Source organism: Telmatospirillum siberiense (assembly GCF_002845745.1).
GTDB classification, from domain to species: Bacteria; Pseudomonadota; Alphaproteobacteria; order Rhodospirillales; family Magnetospirillaceae; genus Telmatospirillum; species Telmatospirillum siberiense.
Genome location: NZ_PIUM01000037.1, coordinates 13,763 through 29,725 on the forward strand (window position 1 = coordinate 13,763; position 15,963 = coordinate 29,725).

Genomic DNA, 15,963 nt, shown 5'->3' on the forward strand with positions numbered 1-15,963 from the left:
TGTATCATGCCTAAATCTTGTACGGATAATCTCGTCGCCACGGGACGGACCACCTGGGCGCCGTCCCGTCGACGTCGGGCATCGTGAACACCACCATTCGAGGAGGAGGCTCATGATCGAGATCGACGTCACCCATTGCTGGGCCGAACTGGAATTGGGAAACCGCTTCCGCCGCTCCTTGCGGCGCCACCTGCGGGAATGGCTTTACGCGGAAATCGAGGAACGCGGATTCGTCGGCGATGCCACGGGATTCGACCGCGATCCGGTGGAAGATCAGATCGACGCCATGGAGGTCGACGTCATCAATCGGGTGAAGACGGCCTTTCGCAACCGCGCCCGAATGGAAATCGCCGATTATTCGCCGGCCACCTTGTCCAAATGGCTGCGCCGCATCCTCAAGGGCGAACTGGCCATGTGCAAGCGGACCTTCCTCGAAGACCACTCCTGTGGGCTCGATTTCCTGATCGTCATCGCCAGCGGCGCCCAGGGCGAAATCGAAATGGAAGTCGAATAGGAAGACACCCGTCCGCCCGAAACGGTTCTTTCAAACGCCCCCGCGGGCTCGTTGGGCATGTCATCCAAACCGACATGTCCGACGAGACGCTCGCGTGCTGCCCCCACTCCCGCCCCTGCCGAGCCGAACCATCCCGACGGAATGTCGTTGACTCCCATATGCATTAGTCTAGTAGACTATAGGCTATAATCCACATGATGATAGTGGATTATAGTATGACGGCGCCGGGACGCGCGACGGCGATTTGCCCCGTCTCTTCTCCTAAAGGAACCAGCATGACCTCTCCTCTTCCGCCCGAAGTCACCGCCCTTCTCGACGACGAAACCACCGTCAAGGCCCTGGCCACCGTCGACGCCTCCGGCGTTCCCCATCTCGAAATCCCCTTGGCCCTGTTCGCCGGAGGGGACGGCACCATTCATTACCTGGAGCCGCTGGAATCCTCCGCCACCAATCGCAATCTGGTGCGCAGCGTCTGGTTCGACGCTCCCCTGGCCGTCATCCTGCGGGCGGCGGATGGCCGGACCGCCCATATCAGGGGGACGGCGATCAAGGTCCATGTCGCCGGCCCGCTGTTCCAGCGGCACTACACCGCGCTGCGCGACCGCCTGGGAGATGTCGACCTGGCCGGCGTCTGGGTGATCCGTCCCGACGAGATCACCTGGAAGACCTTCGATGCGGCCTTGGCCCGCGAAGCGGCGGAGCATCCGTCCTTCATCCATCTCGACCGCCTGGCCATTCACTGAAAAGGCCCCTCATGAAGCTGATGAAGATCGCGACTCCAACCGCCGCCGCCATCCGGACGATGGATCGCAATTGAGCGGAGACATCGCCCTGACGCGAACGATAGCAGCCGCCCCCCCGGATTCCGGAGCCGGCAGGAGAACAGCCCTGCTTTCCGGCCTCGGACGGACGGCGCTCTACGTCGCCCTGCCGCTGGCCGTCATCGCGCTTTGGCAGGGCCTGTTCGAACTGGGGCTGATCCGCCCCATCCTGCTGCCGCCCCCCACCCGAGTCGCCCAGGCCTTCTGGACGCTTGGACTGTCGGGCGAACTGCCGCGCCACGTCGCCATCAGCCTGCTGCGCGTGCTCGAAGGCTTCGCCATCGCCGCCCTCGCCGGCCTCCTCCTGGGGTTGGCCATCGGCCTGTCGAAGAAGGTCGACCGGGCCTGCGACCTGCTGATCCAACTCGTCAAGCCGATCCCGCCCATCGCCTGGATCCCCCTGGCCATCCTGTGGTTCGGCATCGGCGAGGCGGCCAAGGTCTATATCATCTTCCTGGGCGCCTTCTTCCCCATCCTGGTCAATACCGTCGACGGCATCCGCCAGACCGACCAACGCTTCGTCGAATTGGCCCGCATCCTGGAGGTGCCGCGCCGGCGCTTCATCCTAAAGGTGGTGCTGCCCGGCGCCCTGCCGGCCATCATGACCGGCCTGCGCGTCGGCGTGATGGTGGCCTGGATGTGCGTGGTCGCCTCCGAACTGATCGCCGCCTCCAGCGGCGTTGGCTATCTGATCATGGACGCGCGGCAACTGTCGCAGACCGACGTGGTGCTGGTCGGCATGATCACCATCGGCGCCATGGGCAAGCTGCTGGACAGCCTGCTGAAACGCCTGGAACGCCGCCTGATCACCTGGAAAACCTCTTTCGGGGGGCAGTGAGCATGGCCGAGCTGCGCATCAAGACCCTCGTCAAGCGTTTTTCCCAGGCGAGCGGCGCGGTCCTGGCGCTGGACGGCATCGATCTCGACATTCCGTCTGGCGGCTTCACCAGCATCGTCGGCGCCAGCGGCTGCGGCAAGAGCACCCTCTTGCGGATCATCGCGGGATTGGAGGGCGACTTCGCCGGCGAGGTGAGCCTGGACGGAAGGCCGGTCGGCGGCCCCGGCCTCGACCGAGGCATGGTCTTTCAGGAGCACCGCCTGCTGCCCTGGCTGACGGTGGAGGAGAATGTCGCCTTCGCCCTGAACGGCCCCACCCCCGCCGAGGTCCGGGAACTGGTCTCCGAACATCTGGAACTGGTCGGCCTCGGCAGCTTCGCCAAGGCCTATCCCGGCCAGCTTTCCGGGGGCATGGCCCAACGCGTCGCCATCGCCCGCGCCCTGGTCAACCGGCCCCGGGTGCTGCTGCTGGACGAACCCTTCGGGGCGCTGGACGCCATGACCAAGATCATCATGCAGCAGGAGATCCTGCGCATCTGGGAGGCCGAGCATATCACCATGGTCCTGGTCACCCACGATATCGACGAGGCCGTGTTCCTGGGCGATCAGGTGGTGATGATGTCGGCCCGCCCGGGCCGGGTCAAAGCCGTGCTGCCCGTCTCGCTGCCCCGGCCGCGAGACCGCTCCAGCCCGCATTTCATCGATATTCGCCGCCACATCTTCGGATCCTTCTTCGCCGAGGCCGAGGAGACCTTCGCTTATGCCATCTGAAGCGAGGCGAACGGCACCGACGGCTGGATGATAAATAACATTTTATATTAGTTATTAATGAAAGGTGTCAGAACACCAGCGATATATGCGAGAAAACCTCATATTTTAAGCCATATTCATAAACATCTATATTTTAGTAGACTGATGGTCTATGACTGGAAACTCAGTCATAGACCATCAGGACCCACTCTTCCAATGCCTCATGAAAAGTTGATCTCGCTCGCCGAAGCGGTCCGCCGCTACACCTGGGACGGGATGCAATATGCCAGCGGCGCCGCCCTCCCCGTCGGTTCCGACGCCATCGTCTTCGGCCGCGAACTCTTGCGCCAGAACCGCAAGGATCTGCATGCCATTTTCCATTGCAACACACAGCAACTCAACCTGCTGGCCGCCGCCGGCGCCGTGACCAGGGCGGAATGCGGCTTTTCCGGGCTTGAGGTCTTCGGTTTCGCCAACGGGCTCAGGCGGGCCGTGGAAAGCGGCCGGCTGGCGCTCGAGGATTATTCCAACCTGGCCATCCCGCTCAGGCTGCTGGGCGGAGCGCTCAACTGGCCCTTCGTGCCGGCCACGGTCGCCATCGGCTCCGACATTCAATACCGCAGCGCCTTCGCCCCCGACGACTATCCTGCCCAAAAGAAGATTCCGATGGTCACCGACCCCTTTACCGGCAAGGAAATCGGCGCATTCCTGCCTTTGCGACCGGATCTGGCGGCCATCCACGTCACCCTGGCCGACCCGCTGGGCAACGCCATCATCCTCGGCACCGAATGGAGCCGCTTCGAGCTTTCGCGCGCCGCCAAAAAGGTCGTGCTGATCGCCGACGCGCTGGTCGACACCGCCTGCATGCGCCAGTTCCCCAATCTGGTCCGCATCCCCGACATCATCGTCGAGGCCGTCGTCCATTGGCCCTTCGCGGCCTGGCCGCAAAGCTCGCCCGGCATGTACGACGCCGACGAGGAGCATATGGTCGCCATGAACAAGGCGCTGGCCACCGAAGAGGGCACGGCGGCCTATATCCGCGACTATATCGACGGCGTCACCGACATCCCCGCCTATCTCGATCGCATCGGCCGCGACAAGGTCGAGCATTTGCGCCGCAGCAGCACCAGTTTCCTGCTCGATCCCTTCCGTCAGTGGCTGCTGGCGGCCGAGGAGGTGGCGCCGTGAGTGGGCTCGATTATACGCGCCAGGAGATGATGGCCATCGCCACCGGCCGTGAGATCCGGGACGGTGAACTGGCCATCTTCGGTGTCGGCCTTTCCATGCTGGCCGGCTTCTTCGCCCAGGCCCACCACGCCCCCAATGTCCGCACGATGACCGAAGGCGGCGTCTACGGCGCCACGCCGGTCGGCGGCCTGCCCTGGGGCATCGAATGCAACCGCATCTCGTCCAACGCCACCAGTTTCACCAACGCCATCGACGCGCTGGGCTTCCTTGTCGCCTCGGGGCGCTGCGACGTCGGCATCATCGGGGCGGCGGAAGTCGACAAATTCGGCAACGTCAACACCACCGGCATCTGGGAGGGCCCGATCGGCCCCACCTTCCGGCCGCCGAAAACCCGCCTGACCGGGGCCGGCGGCGCCAACGACATCGCCTGCGGCGCCAAGCGGACGATCATCATGGTCAGCCACGAGCGCAAGCGCTTCTCGGAGAAGGTCGCCTACATCAGTTCGCCCGGTTATCTTGAGGGCGGCGACGCCCGCAGCCGGCACGGGTTCAACGGCGGCGGCCCGGCCGCCATCGTCACCACGCTGGGCATTCTGCGCCCGCATCCCGAAACCAGGGAATTCGAGCTGGCGTCCTGGTTCTCGTTTTCCAATATCGAGGAAATCAAGGCGAACACCGGCTGGGACCTCAAGCTGGCGGCCGGAGCGCATGAGGCGCCGGAGCCGACCGCGGATGAACTGGCGGCGCTGCGCCGCGTCGACGAAACCGGAGCCCTCAGGAAAAAGGGCTGATGGAGAAATGACCATGACCGATACCCCGCTCCTGCTTCGCCAGGACGAAGACGGCGTCGCCACCCTGACGCTGAACCGCCCGCAGTCGCGCAACAGCCTGTCGCAAGGCATGCTGCGGACACTGCTGGAAACCTTCGAAGCCCTGGCCGACGACGCTTCTGTGCGCGTGGTCGTCCTGGCCGGGGCCGGCCCGGCCTTCTGCGCCGGCCACGATCTCAAGGAACTGCGCGCCGCCGAATACGGACGCGCCTATACGGAAGCCCTGTTCGCCGATTGCGCGCGCGTCATGCAGGCCATCGTCCATCTGCCGAAACCGGTGATCGCCCGCGTGCATGGCATCGCCACCGCCGCCGGCTGCCAGCTCGTCGCCAGTTGCGACCTGGCCGTCGCCGCCGAGGACTCCCGCTTCGCCACGCCCGGTGTCAATATCGGCCTGTTCTGCTCGACCCCGATGGTGGCGCTGTCGCGCAACGTCGGCCACAAGGCGGCGATGCAGATGCTGCTCACCGGCGATCTGATCGACGCGCCGACGGCGCTCCGCTTCGGCCTGATCAACGAGATCGTGCCGGCCCAGGATCTCGTCTCCGCCACCCGGACGCTGGCCGTCAAAATCGCCTCGAAATCGCCGCTGACCCTGGCCGTCGGCAAGGAAGCCTTCTACCGCCAGGCCGAACTGCCGCTGGCCGAGGCCTACGCCTACACCGCGAAGGTGATGGTCGACAATCTGGAAGCCCGGGACGCGCGGGAGGGCATCGACGCCTTCCTCGACAAGCGGGCGCCCGTCTGGTGCGGGCGCTGACGCCGATGACCGAAAATCGCCCCAACCGCCCGGACGGCGGCTTCGCCACCCGCGCCATCCATCATGGCTATGATCCGGCCCTGGAACATGGCGCGCTGACGCCGCCGGTCTTCCTCACCTCGACCTATGCCTTCGAATCGGCGGAAATCGGCCAGCAGCTCTTCCGCGGCGAGCGGGAGGGCTATGTCTACGGCCGCACCCGCAATCCCGGCCAGGCCCTGCTGGAAGACCGCCTGGCGACATTGGAGGGCGGCGAAGCCGGCCTTGCCGTGGCCTCCGGCATGGCGGCGATCAGCGCCACGCTATGGACCCTTTTGGAGGCCGGCGACGCCGTGGTCATCGACCATACGCTCTACGGCAACAGCTTCGCCCTGTTCACCAAGGGCCTGACCCGTTTCGGCATCAAGGTTTCGGTCGCCGATTTCACCGATCTCGACGCCGTCGAGCGGACCTTCAGGGAGGCCCGGCCCAAGCTGGTTCATTTCGAAACGCCGGCCAATCCCAACCTGCGCCTGATCGACATCGAGGCGGTGACGCGGCTGGCCCATGAGACCGGCGCCCTGGTCATGGTCGACAACACCTTCGCGACACCGGTCCTGCAACGCCCCTTGGAACTGGGGGCCGACCTGGTGGTGCATTCGGCGACGAAATTCCTGGGCGGCCATGGCGACCTGATCGCCGGCGCGCTGATCGGCGACAAACAGACCGTCGAGAGCGTCCGCCAGCACGGCCTGCGCTATCTGACCGGAGCCACCATCTCGCCCATCACCAGCTTCCTGTTGCTGCGCGGATTGAAAACCTTGGAACTGCGCGTGGCGCGGCACAGCGCGTCGGCCCAGACCCTCGCCGAATTGCTGGAACGCCACCCAAAAATCCGCTGGATTTCCTATCCGGGCCTGCCCTCGTCGCCGTTCCATGCCCTGGCGAAGCGTCAGATGAGCGGTTTCGGCGGCCTGGTGGCCTTCGAACTGGATGGGGGACTGGAAGCCGGGAAGCGCTTCATGAACCGCCTGAGTCTGGTTACCCGGGCCGTCAGCCTGGGCGACGCCGAGACCCTGGTGCAGCACCCGGCCAGCATGACCCACGCGGCCTACTCGGCCGAGGAACGCCGCCGCCACGGCATCGGCGACGGCCTCATCCGCCTGTCGGTCGGCCTGGAAACCCCCGACGATCTTCGCGATGACATCCTGCAAGCCCTGGAGGCCGTTTGACCCATGAGCGCCACCGACGTCGTCACCTATGAAGTCCGCGATCGCGTCGCGATCATCACCATCAACCGCCCGGAAAAGCGCAACGCCCTCACCAAGCAGGTGGTCGAGAGCCTGAACGCCGCCTGGCTGCGCTTCAACGCCTCCGACGAACGGGTGGCGGTGATCACCGCCACCGGCGAGACGGCCTTCACCGCCGGCGCCGATCTCAACGACGTTCCGCACGACCTGTGGCGCGCCATTCCCGGCATCGGCGTCGAGGTCGAAAAGCCGGTGATCGCCGCCGTATCGGGCTGGGTGGTCGGCGGCGGCCTGCTGTTCGCCCAATACAGCGACATCCTGGTCGCCAGTGAAACCAGCAAATTCTCCTATCCCGAGGCGAAGGTCGGCTTCAGCGGCGGATTGATCGCCTCGCTGGCGGCCCGCATCCCGCACAAGATCGCCATGGAGATGCTTCTTCTCGGCGAACCGCTGTCGGCCCAGCGCGCTTATGAAATCGGGCTGGTCAACAAGGTGGTGCCGGCCGGCCAACATCTCGAGGCCGCGCTCGAATACGCCAACAAGCTGGCCGCCAACGCGCCCCTGGTGCTGGCGCAACTGAAACGTTTCGTCTCGCGCACCATTCCCAAGGGCCCTTCCGAGCTGGCCGGCATCGCCCGGCGCGATGTCGACCGGGTGACCTTCAGCGACGATTTCGCCGAGGGACTGGCCGCCTTCAAGGAGAAACGCCCGCCGGTTTTCCAGGGCTCCTGACGCGATGAGGGATCCCGGTCCGGTTTCCGTGAACGCCCTGGCGGGCTCCATCCCGGACGGAGCCCGCCTGGCCCTGCCCGCCGATTATGGTGGCGTGGCCATGGCCGCCACCTTTGCCCTGATCCGTCGCGGCGCCCGTCGCCTGCGGCTGTTCGGCGTGCCCACCTCGGGCCTGCAAACCGACCTTCTGATCGGCGCCGGCGCCGTCGAAACACTGGAAACCGCCGGCATGGCGCTGGGCGAATCGGGGGTCGGCCCGCGCTTTCGCGACGCTTTGCGCGCCGGCGGCCTCGTCGTCCGCGATTCCACCTGCCCCGCGCAGCACGCCGCGTTGCAGGCGGGCGAGAAAGGCATCCCCTTCCTGCCGCTGCGCGGCATCCTCGGCACCGATCTCCTGGCTGGCCGGCAGGACTGGCCGGTAATCCGCAATCCGCTGGCCGGGGAAGCCGATCCGGATCCCATCGTGCTGATTCCCGCCGTGCGGCCCGATGTGGCGCTGTTCCACGCCGCCCTGGCCGACGCCGCCGGCAATGTGTGGATCGGCCTGCGCCGCGAACTGGCCACCCTCGCCCACGCCGCGCGCCGGACATTGGTGACGGTCGAGGCGCTGCATCCCGGCAATCTGCTGGAGGATCCCCTGATGGCGCCCGGCACCCTGCCCCACCTTTACGTCGCCCAAGTCGCGGTGGCCCCGGGGGGAAGCTGGCCGCTGGCCTTCGGCGAGTCCCACCCCGCCGACGACGGGGCGCTCGCCCGTTATTCCGAAGCCGCGAAAACCGATGACGGGTTCGCCGCCATCCTGGCGGAGTGGCTGCGATGAGGGAGCGCGACGTGACGAAAAGCGCGTTTCTCGCCGCGGTCCTGGCCCGTTGCATCGCGGGTTCCGGAAGCGTCGCCGTCGGCAGCAATTCGCCGATCCCGGCCGCCGCCGCCCTCTTGGCGGAGCATAAGGCGGCGGGCCGGCTCACCGTTTTCATCCTCGGCTCGCCCCGGCACAATCCCTTCACCGACGGCGGCAGGGAGATGTTCGACTTCGCCGCGCAGGGACGTCTCGACAGTTTCTTCCTGGGCGGCGGAGAAATCGACGGGACGGGCGACATCAACCTGCTGCGCACCGGAGACCACCGTTTCCCCGGCTGCTACGGGGCCCCCTATCTGATGGCCCTGGTCCCCAACATCGTCCTTTTCCGCGAAGAGCACAGCCGCCGCGTGCTGGTGCCGCGCGTGGACTTCGTCAGCGCGCGCGGGAGCGGACCGGAGGGAGCCTATCGCACCGGCGGCCCCAAAAGCCTGGTCACCGGACGCGCCGTCTTCCGTTTCACGGACGGCGGCTTCACCCTGGTTTCCTGCCATCCTGGCGAAACCGTCGAGACCATCCGCGCCGAAACCGGTTTCGATTTCGCCGTCGCCGCCGACCCACGGCCGACCGAAGGACCGACGGACGAGGATCTGCAGCTGCTGCAAGGTCCCATCGCCAGCGCCCTGGCTCCGCTCTACCCCCGTTTTACCGCCCGCCTTCTGCGAGGATCCCATGCATGACTTCGGCATCGACACCCGAGACCCCGGCGAATATGTCGCCGCCCTCGATCGCTTGCGATTTGCCAAACTGAAACGGCAGATCGCCTACGTCTTCGGCAATACCGACTACTACGCCGCGCGTTTCCGCGAGGCCGGCGTCGCTTCGCCCGACGATATCCGCACCCTCGACGATTTCCGCCGGTTGCCGGCCTTCCTCGACAAGGCCCGTCATCGCCGCTCGCAGGAGGAATCGCTGGAACGCCACGGTCACCCGTTCGGCCTGCATCTGACGGCCCCCCTTGAGCAGGTGATTCACGTCGCCGCCACCTCGGGCACCACCGGTCAACCGACATTCTACGCCTTCACCCGCAAGGACCAGGACATCACCAATCGGGTCCTGGGCAGGCTCTTCCAGGTCGCCGGCATCGCCCCCGGCGACACCACCTTTCACGCCTTCGGACTGAGCCTGTGGCTGGCCGGCATCACCTATGTCCAGGCCCTCGAAGCCTACGGGGCGCGGCCCATTGCCGTCGGGGCGGAAGGCGGAATCCCGAAGATTCTGCGCTACCTCGAATATACCCGCCCCAAGGCGCTGTTCGGAACGCCCTCGCTGCTCAACCAGTTGATCGAGCGGGCCCCCTCGGAAATCGGAAAACCCGTCGGCGCGCTGGGCATCAAGACCTTGGTGTGCACCGGCGAACCGGGCGTCAGCATCACCCCCATCCGGGAGAAGATCACCGGAGCCTTCGGCGCCAGGATCTTCGACGTCACCGGCGGCGCCTGGCACAACGGGACCATTTCCTGCGGTGGCGGCGACTACCACGGCATGCATTATATGGCCGAGGATTACTGCTTCCGCTACGACCTGGTGGATCCGGAAACCAAGGCGCCGATCGAAATCAGGGACGGCGCCGTCGGCGAGGCCATCCACACGGCCCTCGAATATGAAGCCGCCCCGGCCTTCCGCAACGCCACCGGCGACATCCTGCGCATCCGTATCGGCGAATGCCCCCATTGCGGCCATTTCGGAACGCGCATGGAAATCGTCGGCCGCGCCGACGACATGCTGAACGTCAAAGGGGCCAAGGTCTATCCCTCCGCCATCCAGGAGGTGGTTTCCGGCTTCCAGCCGGCGGTCTCCGGCCAGATCCGCATCCGGCTGTCCGCGCCGCCGCCCCGAGTCGAGCCGCCGTTGCAGGTCGTCGTCGAGGCGGGCGAGGACACACCTTCCGGCCAATGGGACGACGTCGCCCGCCGGATCGAACAGCGCGCGCGGGAAATTCTCGCCATTCGCCCCCGCGTCACCGTCGTTCCCTTCGGTTCGCTGCCCCGTTCGAACCAGAAGACCAAGCTGATCGAAGTGGTATCCAAGGACAGTTGACAGCCCGATCCGCCGCCCATTCCCTCACAAGTGCAAGGTGAACAGGATGACCAACAGCCACACCCTTTCCAGGCGCACCCTGATGCTCGGCGCCATGGCCGCCTCGACCGGCCTGTTGCCCGCTTTTCCCGCCCGGGCCCAGATACAGGCCCAGGACAAATTGAAGCCGATCAAGCTGGCGTGGAACGCCAACGCCGCCTGCCTGGCCCCCATTCCGCTCGCCATCAGTTCCGGGCTCTTCATCAAGCACGGGCTGGACATCGAACTGATCAACTATGTCGGTTCGACCGACCAGCTTCTCGAATCCATCGCCACCGGCAAGGCCGACGCCGGAGTCGGCATGGCCTTGCGCTGGCTGAAGCCCCTGGAACAGGGTTTCGACGTCAAGCTGACCGGCGGCACCCACGGCGGCTGCCTGCGTCTTCTGGCGCCGAAAGGCTCCGGCCTCACCGCCGATCTCTCCACCTTTAAAGGCAAGACCATCGCCACCCCGGATCTTGGCGGACCGGATCGCAATTTCTTCTCGATCCTGTTCAAAAAGAACGGCCTCGACCCGGACAAGGACGTCAACTGGCGTCAATATCCGGCAGACCTTCTGCCGTCCGCCGTCCAGAAGGGCGAAGCCGACGCCCTTACCCTCAGCGACCCGCTGGCATGGGTCTTCCGCAAACGGCCGGATCTCGACGAAGTCGCCACCAATCTGACCGGAGACTATGCCGACCGCGTCTGCTGCGTCATCGGCATCCGGGGCAGCCTGCTGAGGGATGACAGGGCGGCGGCCAGGGCTTTGACGCTGGCCCTGCTCGAAGCCCACCATTTGACCGCCATCGACTATCGCAAGACGGCCGAGGCCTTTTATCCCTACTCGCCCAAGGTCGACATCGAAGATCTGGTCTCCATGTTGAAAAGCCATACGCACGGCCACAATCCGGTGGGAGAGCCCTTCAAGCGGGAACTCCGCCTCTACGCCGAGGATCTGAAACTGGTCAACGTTCTGAAGCCGACCACGGATCCCACCAAATACGCCGAAAAGATCTACGCCGACGTCTTGTCGTAACGCATCTCGACAGCGAGTGGTCCACCCCAGACGCTTGGGTGTCCAGGCGTCTGGGTAAGCCGGCCCACCAACTCATTGATAAATTTCCGACCGAGGATGGCCATGGGTACGAAAGAAACGATTTTTTCCATCGAACATGCCGCCATCCGTTTCGGACCCGGCGCCCTCGAAGACGTCGGAGAGGAAGCGCGGACACTGGGATTGACCCGCGTGCTTTTGGTGACCGATGCCCGCATCCGCCGGCTCCCGTTTTTCGAAACGGTGCGAACGTCGCTCCATCGCGCCGGCGTCGAGGCCGTGGTTTTCGACCGGACGGAAGTCGAACCGACCGACGTCTCCATGCTGGAAGCGGCGCGGGCCGCAACCGAGGCGAGGGTCGACGGCTTCATCTCGCTGGGCGGAGGATCCGTCATGGATACCGCCAAGGCGGCCAATCTGTTTTCCACCTGGCCCGCCGAATTCCTCAGCTATGTCGCGGCGCCCCTCGGCGAGTCGCGCGCCGTGCCGGGACCGCTGAAACCCCATATCGCCTGCCCGACCACCTTCGGCACCGGCGCCGAGAACACCGGCATCGCCATCTTCGACGTCACCGCGGCGAAGGTGAAAACAGGAATCGTCTCCCGCCGCATCCGGCCGACGCTGGGCATTCTCGACCCGACGGTTCTGACCCATCTGCCGGCCCGGGTGGTGGCGGCCAACGGCTTCGACGTCCTCAGCCACGCCATGGAAAGCTTCAGCGCGAAACCCTACACCGCGCGCCAGCGGCCCCCGCTTCCCTCCCAGCGGCCGATGACCCAGGGCGCCAATCCCTACAGCGCCGTGCCCTGCCTGGAGGCCATCCGGCTGACGTCGCGCAATCTCGTGGCCGCCGTCACGGAAGGAGACCCGGAAGCCCGCAGCCAATTGATGTTCGCCGGATTGCTGGCGGGTATCGGTTTCGGCAATTCCGGCTGCCATCTCCCCCATGCCATGTCATATCCGGTGGCCAAGCTGGTGAGGTCTTTCCGCCCCGAAGAATGGGGCGAGGGCAAGCCCCTGGTTCCACATGGAATGGCGGTGGCGGTGAACGCGCCCGCCGCCCTGCGATGGCTGGCCCGCGCCGCGCCGGAACGCTTCGCGCCCATCGCCCGGGCCCTGGAAGGACCGGGTCGGGACGACCATCCCGGCGACACCATCGCCGGCGTCTTGCTGGGACTGATGCGCCAGACCGGCATCCCCGTCAATCTGGCGCAACTGGGCTTTGACGAGAAAGACATCGGGACGCTGGCGAAGGGCGCCCTTGAGCAGAAAAGGCTGGTCGAGAACTTCCCCGGCGAACTCTCGCACACCGACATGGAGGCGATCTTTCGGGAAGGGCTTTTCCAGGGTGAGTCCGCGTCATAGCGAAGGACTTTCAGGAAACCCACCACCGTCATGCTTCGCCCGTTACCCATGGTTCCCAATGGCCTGAAAGACGACCCTGGATATTTTGAACCACCAAGACACCAAGGCACCAAGGCGGCGGAGTACGCCGCAGGCGTTTTCCTGTCCGACCGACGACATCACGCGGGATGACCGAATGAAAGCCTGCGGCGCTGCAACCCAGTCCATCGCCCGTTCTTTCGGGGAACGCCTTGGTGCCTTGGTGGTTTTTCAAAAGCCGGGGCGCACCGGACCCCTCAGGAGGAGGAAGGGCATCTGGCCGATCGCCAAATGTCCAAACGCCCCCAGGCTGACGAGCGCGATTCCGCCTAAATACGAAGCGCTACTCCATCCCCATCAGGACGCGGTATTTGGCCATCAGGGCGTCCGGCCCCTCCACCCGGAGGGGATTGACGATGATGCAATCGACCGGGCAGATCTCGATGCATTGCGGCGTCCCGTAATGTCCGACGCATTCGGTGCATTTGTCGGGGTTGATCTGGCATGTCTCCTCCCCCTCGGTGATCGCCTCGTTCGGGCATTCCGGTTCGCATTCGTCGCAATTGATGCAGGCATCGGTGATCAGCAGGGCCATGAAAGCCTCTTGTCAGAAAGGAAGCGGAGAAAGGCGGATGCTCGCGGCCAGCAAAAGCAGGCAGGCTCCATAGCCGGCGGCGCCGGCCGGGCGGCCGGAGACCGGCAGGCCACGGATCAAACGCCACCCCAGGCGGCCGCTCCACAGGCATCCCAGGAGAACCGCGAGATCGCGCGACCATGTCAGAAGATCGCCGACCTCCACCCCCTCTCCGGCCAGCAAGGCCAGTGAATGTTCCCCGGCGCCGGCCATCAGGCCGAAACCGGCCAGGGGTATCAGGCCATAGCTGAGACGCATGGCCGAAATGAACCGCCCGCCGGTGGCGGCGAACAGCAGAAACGCGGCCGCGCTTCCCAGACCGAGCGAGATGGCGAGCATGGCCGAAGCCGAGTGGTGCCAGTGAAGACCGGCCTGGGAAAGACCGATCAGCACATAGCAGATGCCGAAGGCGTCCCAGGGACGGACCTCGTCGTCACGCAAACTTTCGATTTCCGAACCGAGCGGACGCCAGGCCAGCTCGACCGCCCCGCGATGGCCGCTGCAACGGCCGCACATGTTGCATTTCTCGTTGCTGGTCAGCCTGCGGACATCGAGCAGCAGCGGGCAGTCTACCGGCTTCGGCACCGGACGCGGGGCCGCCTCCCAGGCGCCGCGATCCACTCGGAAATGCAGCACCGAGCAGCGTGACAACAGGGAGAAAATACTGGTCACCGGGCAAAGATAGCGGCACCACACGCGCTTGCCCCGGCCGTAGACGAGCCCGGTGCCCAGGGCCAAACCCGACATGCCGCCGACGGCCAGCAGCGTTCCCCAGGCGGACCGATGTGCCTGGAAGGCATCGCTGAAGAAGGTCAGGACCGAGTAAAGCGCCAACGGCCACCAGGCCCAGCGCAACCATTCGGTCGGCTTGCGGCCACGGCCGCGGCGGCTGGCGAATTCCGTCACCGTGCCGTCCGGGCAAAGGACGCCGCACCAGAACTGCCCGATCAGCATCATCGAGCCGATGACCAGGGGCCACCAGACACCCCAGAAGAGGATTTCGGCGACACGGCCGATCCGGCCCTCCGGCCAGATCACCGGCCCCGCCAGCAACAGGACGTAAAGCCCCACCACCAGCCACTGAACCAGCCTGACGAGATCCTGCCGGCGATAAAGGCCGTCGCCGAAATCCTTCGCCGTGATCATCTCAAAATCCCGCCAGCGCATGCCGGGCCGCCTTGCGGACCTCGACGTCGGAATCGTCCAGCATGGCTTGCAGAGCCGGGACCGCGTCCCGATGGCCGATCGCCCCGAGAGCGTTGACCGCCTCCTTGCGCAGATTGCCGATGGGGTGGGTCAGCGCCTCGGCCAGGGCCGGTATGGCCAGCGTCTCGCGATATTTGCCCAAGGCCACGGCCGCCTTCAGCCGAACCTGCCAGTAGTCGTCGGTCAGGGCGGCGATCAAGGCGCCGGTGACGCCCGCCGGACGAAGCCGGCCAAGGATCGACGCCGCCTCCTCCCTGGTCTGCCAATCCCCATCGGCGAGGCCGGCGAGCAAACCGGCGAGCACCAGTTCGGCGGAGCCATATCCCAAGGCACCGACGGCGGCCCGGCGCACCTCGGCGGACGGATCCCCGGCCACCCGTTCGGCCAGCCGGGGCAAGGCGGCGGGATCTTGTAGATAGCCCAGCACCATGACCGCCTCGCGGCGAACGGCGGCAAGGCCATCGTCCAGCGCCGCCAAGGCCGGGGCCAGGGCGCCCTCCAGCCGCAGGCGGCGGAGGGCGGCCAGGATTGCCGCCCGCGCCGCCCCACGGGCGGAGGCCAGACGTCTCAGCAAAGCCGGACCCGCCGTCCGATCCTGGATTTCCGCCAAGGATCGGGCGGCGGCGGCGGCCACCTCCCCGTCCTGGTCGTCCAGGCGGTCGACCAAGGCCTCAACCGCCTCTTCCGCCGCCACGCCCTCCAAGGCGGAGACCGCTTCCAGGCGGACCCCCGGATCATCATCCCGGCTGGCGCGGATGAAAGGCAACGCATCCTCGTGGACGGCATCCGCCGCCGTCAGGATGGCCAGACGGCGGACTTCCGGATCCCGATCGTCGAGGGCGGCGAGCAGGATGGCGATCTCGGGATCGGACATGGCGAACCTCACCGCAAAAGATAGGGAATCGCCACGGTGATCGCCTTGGTCGGGCAATCATGCTGGCATGGCAGGCAGTACCAGCATTGGTCATAGGCCATGTGCACCTTGCCCTCCTCGTCCAGGGCCAGGATATCGGTGGGGCAGACGTCGATGCAGGTGCGGCATCCCTTGGCGGCGATGCATTTGTCGTGATCGATGGTGACCGAGGGCTGATTCACTTTCGGCATG

At 65.8% G+C, this 15,963-nt stretch carries 18 protein-coding genes; 14 read left to right on the forward strand and 4 right to left on the reverse strand.

Annotated elements, in window-relative coordinates:
• The first annotated feature begins 112 nt into the window (after positions 1-112).
• The 14 genes from CWS72_RS23055 (at position 113) to CWS72_RS23120 (ending at position 13,000) form a co-directional block, all read left to right on the forward strand.
• Positions 113-514: a hypothetical protein gene (locus CWS72_RS23055; protein ID WP_101253008.1), complete on the forward strand. Its 402-nt coding sequence runs from the start codon at positions 113-115 to the stop codon at positions 512-514.
• 275 nt (positions 515-789) lie between these two features.
• Complete coding sequence (locus CWS72_RS23060; protein WP_101253009.1) at positions 790-1,257, forward strand: hypothetical protein; 468 nt, start codon at positions 790-792, stop codon at positions 1,255-1,257.
• A gap of 70 nt (positions 1,258-1,327) precedes the next feature.
• Complete coding sequence (locus CWS72_RS23065; protein ID WP_241911865.1) at positions 1,328-2,173, forward strand: ABC transporter permease; 846 nt, start codon at positions 1,328-1,330, stop codon at positions 2,171-2,173.
• A gap of 2 nt (positions 2,174-2,175) precedes the next feature.
• Positions 2,176-2,943, forward strand: a complete 768-nt coding sequence (locus tag CWS72_RS23070; RefSeq protein WP_101253011.1) for an ABC transporter ATP-binding protein — start codon at positions 2,176-2,178, stop codon at positions 2,941-2,943.
• Positions 2,944-3,138: 195 nt separating this feature from the next.
• Positions 3,139-4,110, forward strand: a complete 972-nt coding sequence (locus CWS72_RS23075) for a CoA transferase subunit A (RefSeq protein ID WP_101253012.1) — start codon at positions 3,139-3,141, stop codon at positions 4,108-4,110.
• On the forward strand, positions 4,107-4,901 hold the full coding sequence (locus CWS72_RS23080) for a CoA-transferase subunit beta (protein ID WP_199175906.1): 795 nt from the start codon (positions 4,107-4,109) through the stop codon (positions 4,899-4,901). Before CWS72_RS23075 ends, CWS72_RS23080 begins: the two co-directional genes overlap by 4 nt.
• A 13-nt stretch (positions 4,902-4,914) precedes the next feature.
• On the forward strand, positions 4,915-5,700 hold the full coding sequence (locus tag CWS72_RS23085) for an enoyl-CoA hydratase (RefSeq protein WP_101253047.1): 786 nt from the start codon (positions 4,915-4,917) through the stop codon (positions 5,698-5,700).
• A 5-nt stretch (positions 5,701-5,705) separates the two neighbouring features.
• Positions 5,706-6,911 carry a trans-sulfuration enzyme family protein gene (locus tag CWS72_RS23090; protein ID WP_101253048.1) on the forward strand — a complete coding sequence of 402 codons (1,206 nt, stop codon included), beginning with the start codon at positions 5,706-5,708 and terminating at the stop codon, positions 6,909-6,911.
• A gap of 3 nt (positions 6,912-6,914) precedes the next feature.
• A complete protein-coding gene (locus CWS72_RS23095; protein WP_101253013.1) occupies positions 6,915-7,661 on the forward strand; it encodes an enoyl-CoA hydratase/isomerase family protein in 747 nt (248 codons plus the stop codon).
• A gap of 4 nt (positions 7,662-7,665) precedes the next feature.
• Positions 7,666-8,481, forward strand: a complete 816-nt coding sequence (locus tag CWS72_RS23100) for a CoA transferase subunit A (RefSeq protein ID WP_101253014.1) — start codon at positions 7,666-7,668, stop codon at positions 8,479-8,481.
• Positions 8,482-8,492: 11 nt separating this feature from the next.
• Positions 8,493-9,200 carry a CoA-transferase gene (locus CWS72_RS23105; protein WP_241911866.1) on the forward strand — a complete coding sequence of 236 codons (708 nt, stop codon included), beginning with the start codon at positions 8,493-8,495 and terminating at the stop codon, positions 9,198-9,200.
• On the forward strand, positions 9,193-10,560 hold the full coding sequence (locus tag CWS72_RS23110) for a phenylacetate--CoA ligase family protein (protein WP_101253016.1): 1,368 nt from the start codon (positions 9,193-9,195) through the stop codon (positions 10,558-10,560). The genes CWS72_RS23105 and CWS72_RS23110 overlap by 8 nt, the downstream gene beginning before the upstream one ends.
• Before the next feature lie 46 nt (positions 10,561-10,606).
• A complete protein-coding gene (locus CWS72_RS23115) occupies positions 10,607-11,617 on the forward strand; it encodes an ABC transporter substrate-binding protein (RefSeq protein WP_101253017.1) in 1,011 nt (336 codons plus the stop codon).
• A 102-nt stretch (positions 11,618-11,719) separates the two neighbouring features.
• The gene (locus CWS72_RS23120) at positions 11,720-13,000 is read left to right on the forward strand and encodes a hydroxyacid-oxoacid transhydrogenase (RefSeq protein ID WP_199175910.1); all 1,281 of its coding nucleotides are present in this window, start codon (positions 11,720-11,722) and stop codon (positions 12,998-13,000) included.
• A 361-nt stretch (positions 13,001-13,361) separates the two neighbouring features.
• Here the strand turns inward: CWS72_RS23120 and CWS72_RS23125 are convergent, their stop codons facing one another.
• From CWS72_RS23125 to CWS72_RS23140, 4 genes are read right to left on the reverse strand one after another with little or no spacing between them, the layout of a single operon-like run.
• Positions 13,362-13,613 (reverse strand): YfhL family 4Fe-4S dicluster ferredoxin, encoded by a 252-nt coding sequence (locus tag CWS72_RS23125; RefSeq protein ID WP_101253019.1) that lies wholly within the window; start codon positions 13,611-13,613, stop codon positions 13,362-13,364.
• A 12-nt stretch (positions 13,614-13,625) separates the two neighbouring features.
• Positions 13,626-14,798, reverse strand: coding sequence for a 4Fe-4S binding protein (locus CWS72_RS23130; RefSeq protein ID WP_101253049.1), 1,173 nt, complete (start codon positions 14,796-14,798; stop codon positions 13,626-13,628).
• 1 nt (position 14,799) lies between these two features.
• A complete protein-coding gene (locus CWS72_RS23135) occupies positions 14,800-15,732 on the reverse strand; it encodes a HEAT repeat domain-containing protein (RefSeq protein WP_101253020.1) in 933 nt (310 codons plus the stop codon).
• Between the two features lie 8 nt (positions 15,733-15,740).
• Positions 15,741-15,962 carry a 4Fe-4S dicluster domain-containing protein gene (locus tag CWS72_RS23140; protein ID WP_101253021.1) on the reverse strand — a complete coding sequence of 74 codons (222 nt, stop codon included), beginning with the start codon at positions 15,960-15,962 and terminating at the stop codon, positions 15,741-15,743.
• Between the last annotated feature and the right edge of the window lies 1 nt (position 15,963).

What these genes read in the sequence shown, in the direction of transcription:
- CWS72_RS23055 (WP_101253008.1), top strand. Translation starts at nt 113, where the DNA reads ATGATCGAGATCGACGTCACCCATTGCTGGGCCGAACTGGAATTGGGA.
- CWS72_RS23060 (WP_101253009.1), top strand. Translation starts at nt 790, where the DNA reads ATGACCTCTCCTCTTCCGCCCGAAGTCACCGCCCTTCTCGACGACGAA.
- CWS72_RS23070 (WP_101253011.1), top strand. Translation starts at nt 2,176, where the DNA reads ATGGCCGAGCTGCGCATCAAGACCCTCGTCAAGCGTTTTTCCCAGGCG.
- CWS72_RS23075 (WP_101253012.1), top strand. Translation starts at nt 3,139, where the DNA reads ATGCCTCATGAAAAGTTGATCTCGCTCGCCGAAGCGGTCCGCCGCTAC.
- CWS72_RS23085 (WP_101253047.1), top strand. Translation starts at nt 4,915, where the DNA reads ATGACCGATACCCCGCTCCTGCTTCGCCAGGACGAAGACGGCGTCGCC.
- CWS72_RS23090 (WP_101253048.1), top strand. Translation starts at nt 5,706, where the DNA reads ATGACCGAAAATCGCCCCAACCGCCCGGACGGCGGCTTCGCCACCCGC.
- CWS72_RS23095 (WP_101253013.1), top strand. Translation starts at nt 6,915, where the DNA reads ATGAGCGCCACCGACGTCGTCACCTATGAAGTCCGCGATCGCGTCGCG.
- CWS72_RS23100 (WP_101253014.1), top strand. Translation starts at nt 7,666, where the DNA reads ATGAGGGATCCCGGTCCGGTTTCCGTGAACGCCCTGGCGGGCTCCATC.
- CWS72_RS23110 (WP_101253016.1), top strand. Translation starts at nt 9,193, where the DNA reads ATGCATGACTTCGGCATCGACACCCGAGACCCCGGCGAATATGTCGCC.
- CWS72_RS23115 (WP_101253017.1), top strand. Translation starts at nt 10,607, where the DNA reads ATGACCAACAGCCACACCCTTTCCAGGCGCACCCTGATGCTCGGCGCC.
- CWS72_RS23120 (WP_199175910.1), top strand. Translation starts at nt 11,720, where the DNA reads ATGGGTACGAAAGAAACGATTTTTTCCATCGAACATGCCGCCATCCGT.
- CWS72_RS23125 (WP_101253019.1), bottom strand. Translation starts at nt 13,613, where the DNA reads ATGGCCCTGCTGATCACCGATGCCTGCATCAATTGCGACGAATGCGAA.
- CWS72_RS23130 (WP_101253049.1), bottom strand. Translation starts at nt 14,798, where the DNA reads ATGATCACGGCGAAGGATTTCGGCGACGGCCTTTATCGCCGGCAGGAT.
- CWS72_RS23135 (WP_101253020.1), bottom strand. Translation starts at nt 15,732, where the DNA reads ATGTCCGATCCCGAGATCGCCATCCTGCTCGCCGCCCTCGACGATCGG.
- CWS72_RS23140 (WP_101253021.1), bottom strand. Translation starts at nt 15,962, where the DNA reads ATGCCGAAAGTGAATCAGCCCTCGGTCACCATCGATCACGACAAATGC.